The organism is Halomonas sp. 111, from assembly GCF_052379685.1.
Classification (GTDB): domain Bacteria; phylum Pseudomonadota; class Gammaproteobacteria; order Pseudomonadales; family Halomonadaceae; genus Vreelandella; species Vreelandella citrativorans.
Genome location: NZ_JBQSYV010000010.1, coordinates 20,741 through 38,133, shown reverse-complemented (window position 1 = coordinate 38,133; position 17,393 = coordinate 20,741). Strand labels below are relative to the sequence as shown.

At 54.2% G+C, this 17,393-nt stretch carries 15 protein-coding genes; 7 read left to right on the top strand and 8 right to left on the bottom strand.

All coding sequences use genetic code 11. From position 1 onward, the window contains the following. Window positions 1-26: 26 nt before the first annotated feature. From ACT3T7_RS09195 to ACT3T7_RS09185, 3 genes are all read right to left on the bottom strand, one after another. Window positions 27-1,310, bottom strand: a complete 1,284-nt coding sequence (locus tag ACT3T7_RS09195; RefSeq protein ID WP_444630828.1) for a TRAP transporter large permease — start codon at window positions 1,308-1,310, stop codon at window positions 27-29. A 3-nt stretch (window positions 1,311-1,313) separates the two neighbouring features. Further along, entirely contained in the window at window positions 1,314-1,907 is a 594-nt protein-coding gene (locus ACT3T7_RS09190; protein ID WP_172117969.1) for a TRAP transporter small permease, read from the bottom strand. 106 nt (window positions 1,908-2,013) lie between these two features. Then, window positions 2,014-3,090: a TRAP transporter substrate-binding protein gene (locus ACT3T7_RS09185; RefSeq protein WP_444630827.1), complete on the bottom strand. Its 1,077-nt coding sequence runs from the start codon at window positions 3,088-3,090 to the stop codon at window positions 2,014-2,016. A 330-nt stretch (window positions 3,091-3,420) separates the two neighbouring features. On the opposite strand from ACT3T7_RS09185, the gene ACT3T7_RS09180 reads away from it, so the two are divergent. The 4 genes from ACT3T7_RS09180 to ACT3T7_RS09165 all read left to right on the top strand — a co-directional run bounded on the left by ACT3T7_RS09180 (window position 3,421) and on the right by ACT3T7_RS09165 (window position 7,972). Continuing rightward, the gene (locus ACT3T7_RS09180; protein WP_172117971.1) at window positions 3,421-5,223 is read left to right on the top strand and encodes an IlvD/Edd family dehydratase; all 1,803 of its coding nucleotides are present in this window, start codon (window positions 3,421-3,423) and stop codon (window positions 5,221-5,223) included. A 1-nt stretch (window position 5,224) separates the two neighbouring features. After that, complete coding sequence (locus ACT3T7_RS09175; RefSeq protein ID WP_172117972.1) at window positions 5,225-6,169, top strand: DMT family transporter; 945 nt, start codon at window positions 5,225-5,227, stop codon at window positions 6,167-6,169. A gap of 31 nt (window positions 6,170-6,200) precedes the next feature. Further along, on the top strand, window positions 6,201-6,971 hold the full coding sequence (locus ACT3T7_RS09170; protein ID WP_444630826.1) for a FadR/GntR family transcriptional regulator: 771 nt from the start codon (window positions 6,201-6,203) through the stop codon (window positions 6,969-6,971). Between the two features lie 74 nt (window positions 6,972-7,045). Further along, a complete protein-coding gene (locus tag ACT3T7_RS09165; RefSeq protein WP_444630825.1) occupies window positions 7,046-7,972 on the top strand; it encodes a Gfo/Idh/MocA family protein in 927 nt (308 codons plus the stop codon). A gap of 59 nt (window positions 7,973-8,031) precedes the next feature. On the opposite strand, the gene ACT3T7_RS09160 is transcribed toward ACT3T7_RS09165, so the two are convergent. From ACT3T7_RS09160 to ACT3T7_RS09140, 5 genes are all read right to left on the bottom strand, one after another. Then, entirely contained in the window at window positions 8,032-8,940 is a 909-nt protein-coding gene (locus ACT3T7_RS09160) for an NAD(P)-dependent oxidoreductase (RefSeq protein WP_172117975.1), read from the bottom strand. A gap of 83 nt (window positions 8,941-9,023) precedes the next feature. Beyond that, window positions 9,024-10,079, bottom strand: a complete 1,056-nt coding sequence (locus tag ACT3T7_RS09155) for an Ldh family oxidoreductase (RefSeq protein ID WP_172117976.1) — start codon at window positions 10,077-10,079, stop codon at window positions 9,024-9,026. Window positions 10,080-10,117: 38 nt separating this feature from the next. Beyond that, the gene (locus ACT3T7_RS09150; protein ID WP_444630824.1) at window positions 10,118-10,996 is read right to left on the bottom strand and encodes an NAD(P)-dependent oxidoreductase; all 879 of its coding nucleotides are present in this window, start codon (window positions 10,994-10,996) and stop codon (window positions 10,118-10,120) included. A 68-nt stretch (window positions 10,997-11,064) separates the two neighbouring features. After that, complete coding sequence (locus tag ACT3T7_RS09145) at window positions 11,065-12,033, bottom strand: GntR family transcriptional regulator (protein ID WP_444630823.1); 969 nt, start codon at window positions 12,031-12,033, stop codon at window positions 11,065-11,067. 28 nt (window positions 12,034-12,061) lie between these two features. Then, window positions 12,062-13,591 carry a UxaA family hydrolase gene (locus ACT3T7_RS09140; protein ID WP_172117979.1) on the bottom strand — a complete coding sequence of 510 codons (1,530 nt, stop codon included), beginning with the start codon at window positions 13,589-13,591 and terminating at the stop codon, window positions 12,062-12,064. Between the two features lie 415 nt (window positions 13,592-14,006). Between ACT3T7_RS09140 and ACT3T7_RS09135 the strand changes: the two genes are divergently transcribed. From ACT3T7_RS09135 to ACT3T7_RS09125, 3 genes are all read left to right on the top strand, one after another. Further along, window positions 14,007-15,152 carry an iron-containing alcohol dehydrogenase gene (locus ACT3T7_RS09135; protein ID WP_444630822.1) on the top strand — a complete coding sequence of 382 codons (1,146 nt, stop codon included), beginning with the start codon at window positions 14,007-14,009 and terminating at the stop codon, window positions 15,150-15,152. Between the two features lie 128 nt (window positions 15,153-15,280). Continuing rightward, window positions 15,281-16,273 (top strand): tripartite tricarboxylate transporter substrate binding protein, encoded by a 993-nt coding sequence (locus ACT3T7_RS09130; RefSeq protein WP_444630821.1) that lies wholly within the window; start codon window positions 15,281-15,283, stop codon window positions 16,271-16,273. A 266-nt stretch (window positions 16,274-16,539) separates the two neighbouring features. Further along, window positions 16,540-17,337, top strand: a complete 798-nt coding sequence (locus ACT3T7_RS09125) for an HpcH/HpaI aldolase family protein (RefSeq protein ID WP_444630820.1) — start codon at window positions 16,540-16,542, stop codon at window positions 17,335-17,337. Window positions 17,338-17,393: the final 56 nt, after the last annotated feature.

Here is a 17,393-nt window from a genome sequence, read left to right as displayed (position 1 = left end):
ATGATTTCCTTATATAATGTCAGTGATTAGTTGCCGCGCACAGCGGTGAGGTCCGGCAGCCATGTCACAATGCCGGGGAAGGCAATCAAGATAACCAGTACCACTAGCAGGGCGGCGTAGTAGGGCAGCATGGCCTTAACTAGCTGTTCCATGGAGACCTTACCGACGCCACAGCCAACGTAAAGGCAGGTGCCCACTGGCGGTGTTAAAAGGCCGATACCCAGAATGAACGCCATGAGCACGCCAAAGTAGACGGGGTCAACACCCACCGAGGTAACGATAGGCGTCAGCATCGGCGCCATGATGACCATGGCGGGGGTCAGGTCCATCACGAACCCCACTAGCAGTAGTAAGCCCGCAACGATTAACAACAGTAGGAAAGGGTCCTGAGTGATTGCCTGAACCTGGGTAACCAGTGTTTGCGGCACCATATTGATAGTCAGAAACCAAGCGATGACGGTGGCAAAGGCCAGCAGAAGTAACACCATCCCGGTTAATCGAGCTGTGCGAATTAACATGCCCCACAGCTCGCGGATGTGAAATTCGCGATAGATCACCAACGAGATAAACAGCGAGTAGAGCAGGGCGGCAACGGCGGCTTCAGTAGCGGTAAATACGCCACCAATAATTCCACCGATGACGATCACCGGCAGCACCAAGGCCAGCCACGCCGCCTTGAAGGCTTTCCACAGTACATCGAAACGGAACTTGCGGGTCTGCCCGGCGTGGCCGATGGTGGCCATGATAAAGGTCGTGGCCATTAGCCCAAGGCCAATCAATACCCCTGGCACGATACCGGCGATAAACAGGCGGCTAATCGAGGTTTCGGTCACAATGCCAAATAAAATCAGAGGTATAGACGGCGGAATGATGATGCCGATGACCGAGGAGACAGTATTGATCGCCGTGGCCTGCGGGGCGGTATAGCCCTGCTTGGTCATGGACGGAATCATCATTGCGCCGGTCGCGGCTGTATCGGCCACGGCAGAACCACTAATGCCGCCAAAGAACATTGAGCCGGTAATCGCGACCTGGCCCAGACCACCGCGAACGAAACCGACCAAAGCCCCAGCAAGCTCCATTAAGCGGCGGGCAATGCCGCCGTTGCTCATTACTTCGCCCACTAGAATAAAGAACGGGATGGCCAACAGAGGGAAGCTATTTACCCCACGTATTGACTGCTCAATCATGATGGAGAGAGGAATATCCGAGAGTAGCGCCATCACCACGGCCGCAACGCCCAAACCAAAGGCGATGGGTAAGCCCAAGGCCAGCGACGCGAACAGAATGCCTAAAAAAATCCATAGCATGGTCTAATGGTCTCCATCAGCGGTGGAAATAACGTCCGGCGAGCGTATCTGCAAAATGCTTTGCCAAGCGCGCCAGATGGCTACCGCGGCAATGAAGGCAGCGCAGAGTACCAGCGAGACATTCACGATATTCCATGGCACGCCAAGGATCGCGGTGCGCCCGGAAGCACGTGACATCACCAGAAAGCCACCCCAGACAATGACGCCCATCAACGCGGTGATCACCAGGTGCTGAAACAGATACAGCGCATGGGCGGCGCGTGGTTTTAACCTGCGCACTAAGATATCCACCGCAATATGTTCATAGCGGGCAAATGCCGCCGCAGCTCCCAGGAAAATCAGCCAGATGAACAGCATGCGTGCCAGCTCATCGGCCCAGGGCAGCGAGTGATTCAATACGGCGCGGCCCACCACGTTAGCCGATACCGACACGATGAGCGCTACCAGCAGAGCCGCAATTGTGTGCTCCATTGCCAGTGTTAGCCATCGGAACAGCGCAGGACCACGGCGCTGCTCGGTATCGATCTCCAGCGGCTCGCGCTGAGGGTCATCGAAAAAGGCCGTGGTATCCGGAATAGGAGTATCAGGTGTGTCCATGAGCTCTCCGAAAAGACAGGTAACGACCATGCAAGAGGCGTTGGCCTCTTGCATGGTCTAATCGTGGAAAATGCGCACGAGAGCAATCCGAAGTATCAGCGGATACCTATTGGGCTGCTGTCGACCCGGCGAGCCGCTGGAACTCTGCCACCAGGTCTTCACCAATGCGCGGGGCCCATTCGTCATAAACAGGCTGTACGGCTTCCTGGAAAGCAGCTATCTGCTCGTCATTAAGGCGGGTAATTTGCATGCCACGTTCTTCAAGCTGGTCGCGTGCCCAATCGTCATACTCGGCCGAAAGCTGAACTTCATAATCGGCAGCCTGTAGCGCGGCTTCCTGAACCAGCTCCTGATACTCAGGATCGAGGCGATCCCAGGTGCGCTGAGAGATCATCTTGATAAAGGGGGTATACACGTGGCGCGTTTCCGAGCCGTAATCCTGCACTTCATAGAAGTTGGACGTCAGGATGGTACTCCAGGGGTTTTCCTGTCCATCGACAACGCCCTGCTCCATGGCTGAAAACAGCTCACCAAATGCCATGGGTGTCGGGTTGGCTCCTAGCGCTTGCCAGATAGCCAGGTGAACGGGGTTTTCCATGGTGCGTACGGAAAGACCGCGAACGTCTAAACCGGCTACGTCTTCCGGCGATGAGACTTCGCGTGCGCTATTGGAAAGCTGGCGGAAGCCGTTTTCAGCAAAGGCCAGCGCTTTGATGCCGGTGCCATCAAACGCGTCGAGCATCTCTTGCGCGGCGTCGCTGCGCATGGCTTCAATGGCAGCCTCACGGGTTGGGAGCAGGAACGGCAGATCGAAAACGGCCAGCTCTTCAACGTAGCCGGTAGCGGGGGAGGAGGATGGGTAGGTCATGTCCAGTGTGCCGGTCTGGAGCATTTCCATCATTTGCACGTCATCACCGAGCTGGCTGTTGGGGAAGATGTTGACGCTGATTCTTCCTTCGCTACGCTGGTCGAGAATATCCGCAAAGTATTGGCTGGAGATGTACTGAGGCGAGCTTTCGGCAAGGCCAAGCCCCATGCGTAGGGTCACGCTACCATGATCACCTACAACGCTACCTTCGATCTCGGGCGGGTCAGAAAGGTCGGGCGTTTGCGCGTAAGCCATGCCTGAGCTGAGCAGCGTAGCACCGGTCATTAGCAAGGTGCGCTTCCAAAGATAATGCATCGTTATCACTCTCCTGGCGTACTGCAGACCGCTTCGCGAAGAACGTCTTGCAAGCGAGCTGCAACGTGGTTGTTGTTATGTTTGAGCGGCACTTCCCTCGTGGGGTCAGCACCGCAGCCCTGAACTGAATGTCTAACGTTTTGAGTATATGTTCAACATATACTTTTGTATGTATCGACGGCGCTGTAAAGAACGCGTACCGTCATGGCGACCCCCTCTCCTTATGTTTAAAGGAGATTATTGAATTTAATTGAGAATGTTAGTAGACGGTTAAGTGGCTTAGGCACGCCTGCTGACGTTTTACCTTTACTTTAGGCGTGGAGCGTAGCCATGGCCAACCCTCATCGAATAACCCCTGAGCAGTTGCGTTCACGTTACTGGTTCGATAACCCTGATCATCCCGGCACTACGGCGCTGTGTATTGAGCGTTACCTCAATTACGGCATTACGTTGGATGAGTTGACGAGCGGTAAGCCGATTATTGGTATCTGCCAGTCGGGATCTGATTTAACCCCGTGCAACCGTCACCATATTGATCTGGTCAAGCGGGTTAAAGACGGTATTCGCGCGGCGGGTGGCGTGCCGTTCGAGTTCCCCATGCATCCTATCCATGAGAATGTGCGTCGGCCGACCGCAGCGCTGGATCGCAATCTTGCATACTTGGGGTTGGTGGAAGTGCTCCATGGCTATCCGTTAGACGGCGTGGTGCTCACCACCGGCTGTGACAAAACCACTCCCGCTGCGCTGATGGCCGCGGCAACGGTGAATATCCCCGCGATTGTGCTGTCCGGTGGGCCGATGCTTAACGGCTGGCGGGGCGCCGAGCGGGTGGGCTCGGGCACGATTATCTGGGAGCTACGCAAGCGCCTGGCAGCGGGGGATATCGACTACGCAGAATTCCTTTCCCGCGCCAGCGACTCAGCGCCTTCGATTGGCCACTGCAATACCATGGGCACCGCGTCCACCATGAACTCCATGGCTGAGGTATTGGGCATGAGCCTGCCGGGCTCGGCAGTCATCCCCGCGCCCTACAAAGAGCGCGCCATGGCGGCCTATGACACCGGTGTGCGAATCGTCGATATGGTCTGGGAAGACCTGCGCCCGCTGGATATTCTGACTCGTGAAGCGTTTGAGAACGCCATTGTGGCCTGCTCGGCCATGGGCGGCTCGTCCAACGCGCCGGTACATATTAACGCTATCGCCCGTCATGCAGGCATTGAGCTGAATAACGATGACTGGCAGCGCCTGGGCCACGAGATTCCGCTGCTGGCCAACGTGATGCCCGCCGGGGCTTTTCTATGTGAAGAGTTTCACCGCGCGGGGGGCGTGCCGGCAATCCTTCATGAACTCCAGGGGGCCGGCAAGCTGCATAGCGATGCGCTGACGGTGAATGGTCGCTCTCTGGGCGATAATCTGCAGGGCCGGGAAACCCAGGATCCCAATGTGATTTGCCGCTACGCCGAGCCGCTGGTGGCCCATGCAGGGTTTCTTAATCTCAAGGGCAATTTGTTCGATTCCGCGCTGATGAAAACCAGCGTTATCTCTCGAGATTTCCGCGAGCGCTTCTTGAGCGATCCCGGCGACCCTGAAGCCTTTGAAGGCAAGGTGGTGGTGTTTGATGGCTCAGAAGATTATCACGCGCGTATCGACGACCCAGTGTTGAATATCGACGCTCGCACCATTTTAGTGATGCGTGGCGCTGGCCCGGTAGGGCATCCCGGCGGCGCCGAAGTGGTTAATATGCAGCCGCCAGAGGCGTTGATAAAACAAGGGATTGAGTCGCTGCCCTGCCTGGGCGATGGGCGCCAGTCGGGCACATCCGGCTCGCCGTCGATTCTCAACGCGTCTCCGGAAGCGGCCACCGGGGGCGGGCTGGCGCTGCTTGAGAGCGGCGATCGGCTGCGGGTTGATCTTAAGCGTGGCGAGGTGCAACTGCTGATTGACGCCAGTGAGCTGGAAGCCCGCCGCAAGCGTTTGGCCGAGCAGGGCGGCTACCGTTACCCAGGCCACCAGACCCCTTGGCAAGAGATTCAGCGCAGCATGGTCGAGCCGCTGGATCGTGGCATGACATTAGAACCTGCGACCAAGTACCGCGATGTCGCCCGCCAGCATCCGCCCAGGGATAATCACTAGCATGAGCCGCTTTAGTGCTTTATCACATCGCCAGCAGGGGCTGCTGTTGACCGGTGGCGGCGCGATGATCATGGCGCCGGATGCCTTGCTGATCAAGGTAGCCGACCTGCCCGATGCTGAGATACTCATGTGGCGCGGCTTTCTCTCCGCGCTGGGGTTTTTGCTAATCGCCTTGGCGCGCTATGGCCGCGGCACATTGGCGGCTTATCGCCGCTGCGGTTGGACCGGCATCGCCGTGGCGCTGCTGTTCAGTCTAACCACCTGCGGTTTTGTACTTGGCAATCAGTACACCAAGGCAGGTAACGTGTTGATGATCCTGGCCAGCGCACCATTGATCGCGGCAATTCTCTCCTGGGTCATTCTCAAGGAGCGCTTGCCCCGACGCACTTGGCTTGCGATCTGTTTGTGCATGGCAGGTGTCGCCATGATTGCGTTAGATGACTCGGGCGCAGGCTCGTGGGTAGGCAACGCTTTCGCCTTGGTGACGGCGACGACTCTGGCGATTAACTTTACCCTCTGCCGTACGCGGCCGGGGGTGGATATGAGCCCGATGCTGGTATTCAACGGCCTTATTGTGGGAAGCGTAGCAGGGATTTTCTGGCTGGCGGGCAGCGAGCCATCCTTACCCGCTACGAACCAGCTAGCGGTGGTGGTATTGCTTTGCCTGTTCATTGTGCCTTGCGGCGTCACACTGTTGCAGCGTGGGCCGTTGTATCTGCCTTCCGCTGAAGTCGGCTTGCTGCTGTTGCTGGAAGTCGTGGTGGGCACACTGTTGGCTTGGTGGATTCTGGCGGAACAGCCCGCACCGGTCGCCATGGTGGGCGGCGCCTTGGTGCTTGGTACGTTAAGTGCTAAAGGGCTTTATGAACGGCGGCTGGAGCTGAGACAGCGCGCCGGGCTTGAAACGACGACACCCGTAACCGTAGACAGGTCAAGTACGTTATGATTGTCTGGAATTGAAATAGGGTCTTATCGCAGTGACATCATCTCTCAGTAAGCCGCTGGCTCGCCCCAGTATCGCTGAATACCTTGCCGAGAAAATCTTCGGCGGGTGCTATCGCCCCGGCGACTTTGTGCCGCGTGAACTGGACCTATGTGAACGCTTTTCGCTTAACCGTTCGGCGGTACGTAGCGATCTGCGCCAACTGGTGGAGGCGGGGATTATCGAGCGTATCTCAGGCCACGGCTCTAAGGTGCGTGAGTACTCAGAGTGGCATATTCTCGATGTTCAGGTGACCGACTGGCTTACCCGTTATGCGGCCCCCAATCCCGATATTCAGCGCGAAATTCTCGCGTTTCGTCTGGATGTTGAGCCCTATGTGGCGATGACCGCCGCCAAGCGCGCCAAGGCGCGTGATTTAGTGGCCATCGAAGAGGCCTTTGAAGGGCTGGGCCAGAACCTGCGCAATGCGACCTGCCAAGAAGAACGGCGTTTACACAGCGAGTGTGATATCGCCTTCCACGAGGCGATCTTTAAGGCGACCCACAATATCGTCTGGGTGCAGCTGTCGCATATCCTGCGGCCCTCTATCTACCTGCTGGTCTCGATGTCGAACGAAAGCGCCTCTGATCCGGAAGAAAGCCTGGAGCGTCATCGCCAACTGATGGAAAGCATCCGGCTGCGTCGCCCTCGCGAGGCGTTTCTAGCGGCCCAAGCGGTATTGGCAGGGACGGCAGAAGCGCTAGGGCTTGAGCATAGCGTCAGCTCATTAGGGCGCAGCGTTGAGCTGCCCCACGCTGCGCCCTGAATCTATTTCTCGTTAAGCTTTCACATTAAAACCTTTTACATTAAAACCTTTCACATCAAAACAAAGGCAAGCACATGTCTGACTTCAACCTCGGCTTAGTGGGTGTGGGCAAAATCGTTCGTGACCAGCACCTTCCGGCGATAGCTACCATCCCGCATTGCCTGCTTGTCGCCACTGCAGATCCTCACGCTACGTTACCGGGCGTGTCCGGCTATCAAGACCTGGGCGCGATGCTCGATGCCCACCCTGAAATAACCGCCGTGGCAATCTGCACGCCGACGCACCTGCGTTACTCACAGGCGCGCCTGGCGTTGCTGCGTGGCAAGCATGTGCTGCTGGAGAAGCCACCTGGGGCCACACTCAGTGAGGTGGAAAGCTTGATTTCGCTGGCTGCCGAGCAAGGCGTTAGCTTGTTTGCCGCTTGGCACTCACGCTTTGCCCCCGGCGTAGCAAAAGCCAAGCAGTGGCTGTCAGCACGCCAGGTTCAGCGCGTCGAGATCGAGTGGAAAGAAGACGTGCGAGTATGGCACCTAGGTCAGGCGTGGATATGGCAGCCGGGCGGTATGGGGGTATTTGATCCAGGTATCAACGCGCTTTCGATCGTCACCAGCATTCTTCCTCAGGCGTTTTTTCTGCGCCAGGCACAGTTATGGGTACCGACTAATTGCCAGACCCCAATTGCCGCTGAGCTGTCTTTTGCCGATCCAGATGGTGCCGAGATTGAGGCGGTCTTTGATTTTCGCCAAACCGGCCCACAAACCTGGGATATCCACGTCGCTACGGATAACGGACGTTTGAGCCTGACCCAGGGAGGGCGGCGCCTGATGATTAACGACGAGCTTATAGTGGATGAGGAGGAGCGCGAGTATGCAGGCCTTTATAGCCACTTTATTGAGCTTGTCGCCAGTGGGCGTAGTGACGTGGATGTAGCGCCACTACGCCAAGTGGCTGACGCATTTTTGTATGGCCACCGCGAGGCTACCGACGCGTTTGTGGAGTGAACGCTGCCAATTCGCGATGGAAAGTTAAGCCGCGATGGCGAGGTAACCTAGGGTTTATCTCAGTGCTTGTTGCCGTCTGAGCCCATACCATTACGCTGCATGCAGCTGTCGTAAGATTGGGGAACGAAGCTCTCTTCCCCCACGTCATTTCGAGCCTGTTTAAGGAACTCACAAAGTGGGGGAAGCATGTCGGATGTTAGCCGGTACTCGGTTAACGTTTCAGCTAGATAACGCATGTCTTTCTCTGCATTTCCAAGGCTGAACTGCAATTTTGTGCACTCTTTCTGCAGCACCCACTCCATAACCGGGGCCAGCATGGCGCTGTTGGCGCCACCCTGAGAACAGATTTCCAGCAATTTATTCTGCGGGACATCCATTCCGGCAGCCATGGTAGCGGCTTCGCTAACCAGTGCCGCCGCACCCAGCGACAGGAAGTTATTGATAAGTTTCAGCTTATGCGCTGACCCGACGGCACCCACATGAAAGATGTTCTCGGCGAAGCTTTCGATGACCGGCGTAATACGCGTAACCGTTGAGGTATCGCCTCCCAGCATGACGTTGAGCCGCCCCTCACGGGCTTCGCGCGGTGTGCGGGCTAACGGCGCATCAACCAGGGTCACTCCGTGCTCTGCGACAGTTTCAGCAAGGCGCTCGGTCGATTCAGGATGAGCCGTAGAGCAGTCGACAATAATCAGCCCTTCATGGGCCCCGGCCATCAAACCATCGGTTCCGGTCACAATTTCGCTAACCTGTTCGGATGTTTTGACGCAGATAAAAACAATATCGCTGTTTTTGGCCATCTCGGCAGCACTTGCAACTTCAACTGCCCCTTCGGCAGAGAGCACCTCTAAAGGCGAGCGATTGCGATGCGCCATAACGCTGAGCGGGTAGCCATTACGCACTATATTGCGGGCCATTTCCTTACCCATTAAGCCGAGCCCGATGAATCCGATACGTTCCTGTTTCATGGTGACCTCCAATCAGTTATTTGATGACGTCCTGGATAACGCTCACTTGTCTGAACTTGACCATAAACCTAAGCAGAAAGCGGTTATTGGCGTGCCTGAGGGAAGGCAACGCCTAAACGCTCTGACCAATCGTGAAGCGCTTCGGGAACGCCCTCTGGAAGCGGAACACCTTGTTGTGAGTAGCGCTTATGGAGATCGAGCCCGCGCTCTCCAGGAATGCGTACCTGAGGATCGCCTTCAGCGACGGGATTGTTACGGCACGCATCGGCCAACGCGCCGGTTTCACGCTTGAACGCTTCAAGCCCACCAAAGGCTTCCGGGTCCAGTACCTGCACCATGACCGAAGCCCCCCACTGCGAAGGTGACTGGACGCGCCCGAACCCTGCCAGGCCAGACGTCAAGGCTTCTACCATGAGCCCTAGTGCGTAGCCTTTATGGCCGTGATCTAGCCCGCCGATGGGCATAATGCTGCCTTTGGGCTCGTCGAAAAGTACCTCGGGGCGATCGGTTGCCTGGCCCTGATTGTCTTTAAGCCACGGATAAGGCAAGCGGCTATTTTGCTTGTTAAGCCGCCCGACCATGCCATTGGTGGTAATGGACGTACTGACATCCAAAAGAACAGGGCCTGAATCAGTCGGGTAGCCCACGGCGATAGGGTTGGGCGTATGGGTCGCCACTAACCCGCCATAGGGGGCAACGGATTTGGTCGCCGGGTCGGATGATTCAATCACCACCACGAGGTCTTGATCGGTAGCACGCTTTAGGTAGGCAGCCAGACAGGCAATATGGTTAGAGCGCCGAATCACCACCGTACCGGTACCGCAGGAACGCGCCATGGATTCCGCAGCTTCCATGGCTTTGAGAATCAACCACGGCCCAGGTAAGTAACAGCCATCCCAGGTTTGTACGGCGGCTCGTTGAGAAATCACCTCATAGTCACCAGTGACTGGCATGCGGCCTGACTGTATTTCCTCAAGATAAGGCGCAAGGAGTTGCAGCCCGTGAGTGGTGTGCCCCATCAGGTCGCCTTCGACAAGCATTTCAGCGACGGCATTGGCTTTACCATCATCGAGCCCTGCGGCTAAAAGTAAGTCAGTGCTGAATCGCGTTATTTCCTGAACATCGTAATGTTGGCTCATTGTGTTTATTTTCCCGGCGTTATGGGTGGAAAGAAGGTTTATTGATTGTGGCGCCTGAGCTGGCGTATCAGGGCGCTATGGTCAAGATCACCCTCTCCCTGGGCGATAAGCGCTTCATAAAGCCCGTTGACCAGCGAGGATACCGGCAGCTTCAGCTGCCATTCCTGGGCTAAAGCCATGGCAGTCTGGGTGTCTTTCAGTTGCCATTTCGACGGCCCGCCGGGAGCGAAATCTTCCTTGATCATGCGCTGGCCGTGGATACGCAGAACAGTCGAGTCGGCAAAGCCTCCTTCTAGCGCATTCAGCATCTGCGCAGGATCAGCTCCCCCTTGCTCTGCCAGTAATATGGCTTCGGCCACGGTAGCAATGGTGTTGGCCACGATCATCTGATTGGCAAGCTTGACCAGCTCACCGCTGCCCGCAGGGCCAACATGGACCGGTCTGCCGAGCGATAAAAGAATAGGCTCAACGGCTTTAAAGCTTTCAGTATCTCCGCCCGCCATGATGGCCAGAGTGCCGTCAATCGCTCCCTGCTCACCACCGGATACCGGCGCGTCCAAGTAGTGAATCTGATGCTTTGAGGCCTCCTTAGCTTGGCGGCGTGCCGTCTCGACCGGAATAGAACTCATGACGATCAGAGTGGCGCCGGGCTGCATGGCGTTGAGCAGGCCATCTGTACCTAACAGTAATTCATCGCACACCGGACCCGAGCTGAGCATAACGATCACGACCTCGCTTTCGGTGGCTGCCTGTTCAGGCCTTTCTACTGTCTCGATACCTACCGTTTCCAAGCTGTCGGCCTTGCTTCTTGTCCGGTTCCAGGCGCGCACCTGATGACCTGCTTTGGCCAAGCGCCGTGCCATAGGAGCACCCATAATGCCGGTGCCAATAAAGCCGATAGACCGTAACGTTGTCATTATTAGTTCCTCTAACGGTGGGGAGGCTGTTGAACCGCTTTTATTGTTATTGAGGTAATGCTATTGGCTTATCCTCGTAGATAAAGCGGTATTTTAATATCGCCTGATTCTCTGAAATTGATAAGACGTTCAAGTACTTTAGATTCTGAGCGCTCCAAGTGGACCATTAATAATTTTGCAGCCTGGTGAGGCTTTTGCAGACGTATTTTCTCAAATACCCACAAGTGCTCATCAAAAAAAGGATCTTGATCGGGAAGTTTAAGCACCCGCCCAAGCAGGTGTTTGCTGATTAACAAGATAGGATGAGTGCGCCGTAGCATATTCATTACCTCCTGGTTATCACCTAGACTGACGGCGGTGTGATGAAGGTCATTTTCTAACTCATCCAGTAATTCACCTTTAATATCTGGATAACTGTCTGCGGCGTGTTTGAGTTTGGCAATATAGCCGTTGAGTACACTTTCTGAAATATTGTTGGCGGCACGCGCAATCATGTAAGGCTCTAATTGGCGGCGTGCTTCATAAAGGTTGTGTAGTCGCTTGTCGTCTAAGGGGACTACGCTCCAACTGTTGTATTTAATCTTTTCGACCAGGCCGATGGACTGCAAATGGAGAAGAATTTGATGGGTAACCGTGCGGCTGACATTCAGTGATTTGGAAAGCTGTAGTTCATTAAGTTCAAAGGCGCCCTTGATTGAGCATAGGACAATGTCATGTTCGACGCTGTCGATGTGGGCACGCCAGGACGCGGTACGATCTACTTTGGGGGCATGGCCAAGTTGCTTGAAATCACGCTCGCTGAGGGAGCGACGTACTATCTCACTTGGCGATGCACCCACCAGATAGCCGCGCCCTTCAAAGCGGCAGATATACTGCTCTTCATGCAACCGGCTCAAGGTTTGGCGAACAGGGGAGCGGCTGATACCAAACAGCTCGGCTATATTCCCTTCAAGTAGCACAAGGCCAGGTTCCAGGCGCTTTCCAACAATACCCTGCTTAAGAGCCGTATAGAGCTGGTCGCGCAGCGTTTGTGTCATGGTTAGTTAGTTGCCTTTCAATATACGATTAAGTGATGGCACCGACCAGCCAGGGAACGAACTCATTACTACCATAACCCAGTGACTCGCTAGCGCTCATGTCGCCTGAGGCAATGGCGATGATACGCTCAAAAATCTGTTCCCCGACGTCTTCTACACTGGCAGTGCCATCGACGATAACGCCACAGTTTATATCCATGTCTTCATGCATTTTCTCATACATGGAGGTATTGGTTGCGAGCTTCAGGCAGGGCGCGGGTTTAAAACCTGAAACCGATCCACGTCCGGTAGTAAAACAGACAACCGTTGACCCAGAAGCAATTTGCCCAGTTACAGAAACGGGGTCGTAGCCCGGGCTATCCATAAAGTTAAAGCCACGAGTGGTTATCTTTTCGGCATAGTGCAGCACGTCGTTTAGGCTTGAACTGCCACCTTTCGCAACGGCTCCTAGGGACTTTTCAAGAATCGTCGAAAGCCCGCCTGCTTTATTGCCCGGCGACGGGTTGTTGTTTAATTCAGCACCATTTATTTCGGTGTAATGTTTCCACCATGTAATACGATCAAGCAGTTTTTGCGCGACGTTTTCATTGATAGAGCGGTCTATCAAAAGATTCTCAGCGCCGTAAATCTCGGGAGTTTCTGCAAGGATCACGCTGCCCCCGTGTTGCACGATAAGATCAGCCGCGTGGCCAAGCGCAGGATTCGCCGTAATCCCTGAATAACCGTCTGAGCCGCCGCACTGCAGTGCCACCACTAGGTGCTTTAGGGGTGCAGGTTCACGCCGCATCTGCCCATGCTGAGCAGCCATCTGCATGATGTGATCGCACGCGGTTTTAATACTGGTGCGAGTGCCTCCCGCATCCTGAATATTAAAGTAAGCAAGCCGCGAGGCGTCTTCTAAGCCTTTTTTTGCGACGAGTGTTTTGACCTGGTTGGTCTCACAGCCCAAACCGATAATGAGTACGAAGGCAAAATTGGGATGCTGGGCATAACCGGCGATGACGCGCTCAAGAAAGGAAAAGCCTTCTGAGTCCGTATTCATGGCACAGCCCGAGCCATGGGTGATTGCGACGACGCCATCGAAGCCCATCTGGCTGAGTTCGTCAGACTGATTGAGTGTGTCTGCCGCTGCTTTCGCTACCGTCGCGGAGCAGTTAACGGTCGACAGAATACCAATGTAGTTACGCGTGCCCACGCTACCATCATCACGTTGAAAACCCTGGAAGGTCCGTGAACTACTTGTGGTGTCTGTTTGCGGGTGAGGCTGAAAATCTTTTAATGAGGAATCGAGTTCTATCATGGTGAGGTTGTGGGTGTGCACATGCTCACCGGGTTCTACATCCTGTGCCGCTATCCCAATAAGTTGGCCATATTTATAAATAGCCTCGCCCTTATTGATGTTAGTTAACGCAACTTTATGACCAGCATCGATGTTCTCTTTAGCAAGTGTGCCATTTTTATCAATTGGAAACCCGTTGGGTACCGCTTTCGAGGCTACGCCCACGTTATCCCGCGGGTTGAGCTGAATAATAACTGACGGGGAATTAATGAGATCCATTGTTTACCTCAAACTGGTTATTGAGCTTTCGATACAGGAGCCAAGCGCAAGCTCAAAAGCGGTCATTGTAGATGCACTCTAACAAGCAGGCCGCGTACGTCGATTAGACTATCGTTCTATATAATGGACATTGAAGACAATGTTCATTTGACCTAGATTGCTTTCAAAGGTTGAATATTGAACCCCTATGGGAAGGAGTATCGTTAACCAAATGTTGAGTTTTAGCGTACTGGTAGTGATAGGTAGAGTGATGATTTAAAACGATTTTAATTAATATCTTTTCCTGTCACTTTTTCCTATAAGGCATGAGTGGCCAAAAAATCATCAATAAACTATTGTCATGTAGGTATGCTGTATGACACCTTTAAGCAAGATGCATATTTGGTTTCAAGCAAAACAATAATGAGAAATGAAAATGCCCTACATCATCAACTACTTAACAAAAATTCAGTTCGGTGAGAATGCAATTGCGGAGCTAGCGAATGAGCTGCAGTTGCTTAAGGTGAAAAGGCCTTTATTTGTGACTGATAAGGGGCTGAGCAGTACTCCTCTTATTACGCAGGTGATTGAATCTGCAGAGCTTTCTGAAGAGTTTAATGAAAAAGCCTGCGTTTTCGATGGCACGCCTTCCAATCCTACTGAAGCTGCTGTAGAGCAAGCCCTGTCTTTCCTACGAGAAAACCAGTGTGATGGCATCGTAGCCGTGGGCGGTGGCTCCAGCATTGATTTGGCTAAAGCGGTCGCTTTACTTTTTAACCACCCCGCTCCATTACGCCAGTACGCGGCGATTGAGGGTGGGGTCGCTAAGATCAATGCCGATGTGCTGCCGCTGATTGCGGTACCCACCACCGCGGGGACGGGCAGTGAGGTGGGGCGAGCTTCCCTGATTACTATGAACGATGAGCGGAAACTGGGTTTTCTTTCCCCGTATCTGATTCCTTCAGTTGCTATCTGCGACCCACGTTTAACACTCGGTTTACCGCCGTTTCTAACTGCCGCAACGGGCATGGATGCTATCGCTCACTGCGTTGAAACCTTTTTAAGCCCTAAAGTGAACCCTCCTGCTGAAGCGATTGCATTGGACGGCCTGAGGCGCGCAAGTGCCTATCTGGTCGAGGCGGTTGAAAACGGCACTAACTTAACCGCTAGAAATGAAATGATGATGGCGGCTCTGGAAGGTGCCATGGCGTTTCAGAAAGGGTTGGGGGCGGTTCACTCTCTATCCCATGCATTAGGCGGGCTGCATGAGCTAAAACTTCACCACGGCACGCTCAATGCCGTGCTAATGCCGACTGTTCTCAGGTTTAACCAGCGTGATTGCGAGGAAAAATTTGCTCGCCTCAAAGACGCGATGGAGCTTGCTCAGGGGGACGATTTAGCCGAAGCGTTTGTAAAGCTCAATGCTAAGTTGGGAATGCCTTCCAGCCTGAGTGAAATGGGCGTTAGAGAAGAACATTTAGACCAAGTGGCACAGTGGGCATTGGAAGACCACTCTACGGCTACCAACCCACGTGCACCTTCCAGAGAAGACTTTTTCAAGATGCTTAATGAGGCTTTCTAAAAGATAAGGTTTATCGACTTAATAGAAATAAAGGAAGTTTTTGGCAGGATCGCAATAAAGGATGGAACCCGGCAGTTTCAAAAAACCATAATCGAATCCAGGCAGTTAACGACTAAAGGAAAGTGGATATGACAATTACAAACCATTCTCTCAAGATCAAGACACTCCTCGCTTCCAGCGTAGCGGCAGCGGTTCTGGTGGCCTCTGGCGCAGCCCTTGCGGATTATCCAGAACGTCCTATTACGCTGATTGTGCCCTGGGCTGCGGGCGGCGGTACTGATGCGACAGCGCGTACTATCGCCCGTGCACTGGAAGAGGAGCTGGACCAGAACGTTAACGTTGTTAACCGCACCGGGGGCAGTGGCGTTGTTGGTCATACTGCCATGATCAATGCCAAGCCGGATGGCTATACGCTTGGCCTGGCGACCGGTGAAGTGAACATGATGCATTGGCAGGGTTTAACCAACCTTACCTATGAAGATTTTACCCCGATTGCGCAAATCAACTATGACTTCCCCGGCATACAGGTCGCCGCAGACTCCCCTTATGCAAGCCTTGAAGAACTTCTCGACGCTATACGTACTGAGCCTAAAGGCACGTTTACTGCCTCAGGTACCGGTCAAGGCGGTGTTTGGCACTTAGCCTTTGCGGGTTTTTTGATGGATCAGAATATTCCCGCCGACCAGGTTACCTGGATTCCTAGTGAAGGTGCGGCGCCAGCGATGGTAGAGCTGGTATCTGGGGGTATTGATATCGTACCAAGCTCTGTGCCTGAAGCCCGCTCAATGATGGAAGCCGGTCGGGTTAAAAGCTTTGCGGTCATGTCGCCTGAGCGTATACCCAGTTTTCCTGATACTCCCACTACCAACGAGTTAATCGACAGTAGCTATCAAGTGGGCGAGTGGCGAGGTATCGCCGGTCCTAAAGGTATGGACCCTGAGATAGTGGCAACGCTTGAGGCAGCATTAGAAGCTGCTTACAACAGCGATACCTATCAAGAGTTTATGGATCAGCAAGGCTTTGGCACCGAATGGCGTAACGCGGAAGAGTTCGGGCAGCTGATGCAAGAGATGGACAGCGTCTTTGGTGAAATTGTTGAACAGGTTGGCTTAGCTAACTGAGGCACGACTTGGTAGGCGGTTTCTCACAACAGGATCTGTTGTAGAAACCGCCACTACTTAACCATTTCCTGATTTGCCTCGTTTATACGACCCTTGCTTTCCTCCTTTCTCACCGGGAGGAGTGTGTCTTAAACAGGCCGTATTCGCGCTATGGCATAGACGAAGACGTAGCGTTCAAGAAGCCAGCGCTTATAAAACTTGGTCAGTCAATGATGTAGGTGATCTTCAGTCAGTGGTTTTCATTTGCCTTCCAAAGGAGTCAATGCATGCAATTGCCCACTAATCCCTTTAAAAACATGCTGGTCAAGCACGAACCCATGTGGGGTTGCTGGGCTGGCTTTGCGACGGGGTATGCCGCTGAAATAATCGCTAACACCGGGTTCGACTGGCTGCTAATCGATGGTGAGCATGCCCCGAATACGGTACCCACTATTCTGGCCCAACTGCAGGCCGTGGCACCTTACTCATCTGCCCCCGTTGTGCGTAGCGTTAATCATGACCCTGCGTTGATCAAGCAGTTACTGGATATAGGTACGCAAACATTGATGGTGCCGATGGTGGAAAGTGCTGAGCAAGCGGCCGCCTTGGTACGGGCAACGCGGTACCCGCCGCGTGGCATACGCGGTGTGGGCGGTGGGCTGGTGCGTGCAACCCGATGGGATGGCGTGGATGACTACCTGAACAAGGCGCATGAGTCGCTTTGTCTGATTGTCCAGATTGAGTCACCTAAAGGTGTTGAGCAGGCAGAAGCCATTGCCGCCACTGACGGCGTCGATGCGGTTTTTGTTGGTCCGGCAGATCTTTCGGTGGGAATGGGGTATCCCGGCAATCCTGGCCACCCCGATGTCCAGAGCGCGATACAGAAAGTGATTAACACAGTTCATGCGGCAGGCAAGCCGGTAGGGATTTTGGCGCCGTTAGAGGAGGATGCACGTCGCTACCAGGCGTTAGGCTGCCAATTTATTGCGGTGGGTATTGATATCAGCCTGCTCCGTCAGGGAGCGCTGGCAACGCTTGCCCGCTATAAAGAGCTGCCACCTCAGCCGTCAACCAGAACGTACTGATATAAGGCGCTTTAAGCCATCTTAGCCACTATAAAACGTAGGTAAGCAATTACCAG

Excerpts from the sequence above, each read along its gene's own strand:
- ACT3T7_RS09195 (WP_444630828.1), bottom strand. The coding sequence starts at position 1,310 with ATGCTATGGATTTTTTTAGGCATTCTGTTCGCGTCGCTGGCCTTGGGC.
- ACT3T7_RS09190 (WP_172117969.1), bottom strand. The coding sequence starts at position 1,907 with ATGGACACACCTGATACTCCTATTCCGGATACCACGGCCTTTTTCGAT.
- ACT3T7_RS09185 (WP_444630827.1), bottom strand. The coding sequence starts at position 3,090 with ATGCATTATCTTTGGAAGCGCACCTTGCTAATGACCGGTGCTACGCTG.
- ACT3T7_RS09180 (WP_172117971.1), top strand. The coding sequence starts at position 3,421 with ATGGCCAACCCTCATCGAATAACCCCTGAGCAGTTGCGTTCACGTTAC.
- ACT3T7_RS09175 (WP_172117972.1), top strand. The coding sequence starts at position 5,225 with ATGAGCCGCTTTAGTGCTTTATCACATCGCCAGCAGGGGCTGCTGTTG.
- ACT3T7_RS09165 (WP_444630825.1), top strand. The coding sequence starts at position 7,046 with ATGTCTGACTTCAACCTCGGCTTAGTGGGTGTGGGCAAAATCGTTCGT.
- ACT3T7_RS09160 (WP_172117975.1), bottom strand. The coding sequence starts at position 8,940 with ATGAAACAGGAACGTATCGGATTCATCGGGCTCGGCTTAATGGGTAAG.
- ACT3T7_RS09155 (WP_172117976.1), bottom strand. The coding sequence starts at position 10,079 with ATGAGCCAACATTACGATGTTCAGGAAATAACGCGATTCAGCACTGAC.
- ACT3T7_RS09150 (WP_444630824.1), bottom strand. The coding sequence starts at position 10,996 with ATGACAACGTTACGGTCTATCGGCTTTATTGGCACCGGCATTATGGGT.
- ACT3T7_RS09145 (WP_444630823.1), bottom strand. The coding sequence starts at position 12,033 with ATGACACAAACGCTGCGCGACCAGCTCTATACGGCTCTTAAGCAGGGT.
- ACT3T7_RS09140 (WP_172117979.1), bottom strand. The coding sequence starts at position 13,591 with ATGGATCTCATTAATTCCCCGTCAGTTATTATTCAGCTCAACCCGCGG.
- ACT3T7_RS09135 (WP_444630822.1), top strand. The coding sequence starts at position 14,007 with ATGCCCTACATCATCAACTACTTAACAAAAATTCAGTTCGGTGAGAAT.
- ACT3T7_RS09130 (WP_444630821.1), top strand. The coding sequence starts at position 15,281 with ATGACAATTACAAACCATTCTCTCAAGATCAAGACACTCCTCGCTTCC.
- ACT3T7_RS09125 (WP_444630820.1), top strand. The coding sequence starts at position 16,540 with ATGCAATTGCCCACTAATCCCTTTAAAAACATGCTGGTCAAGCACGAA.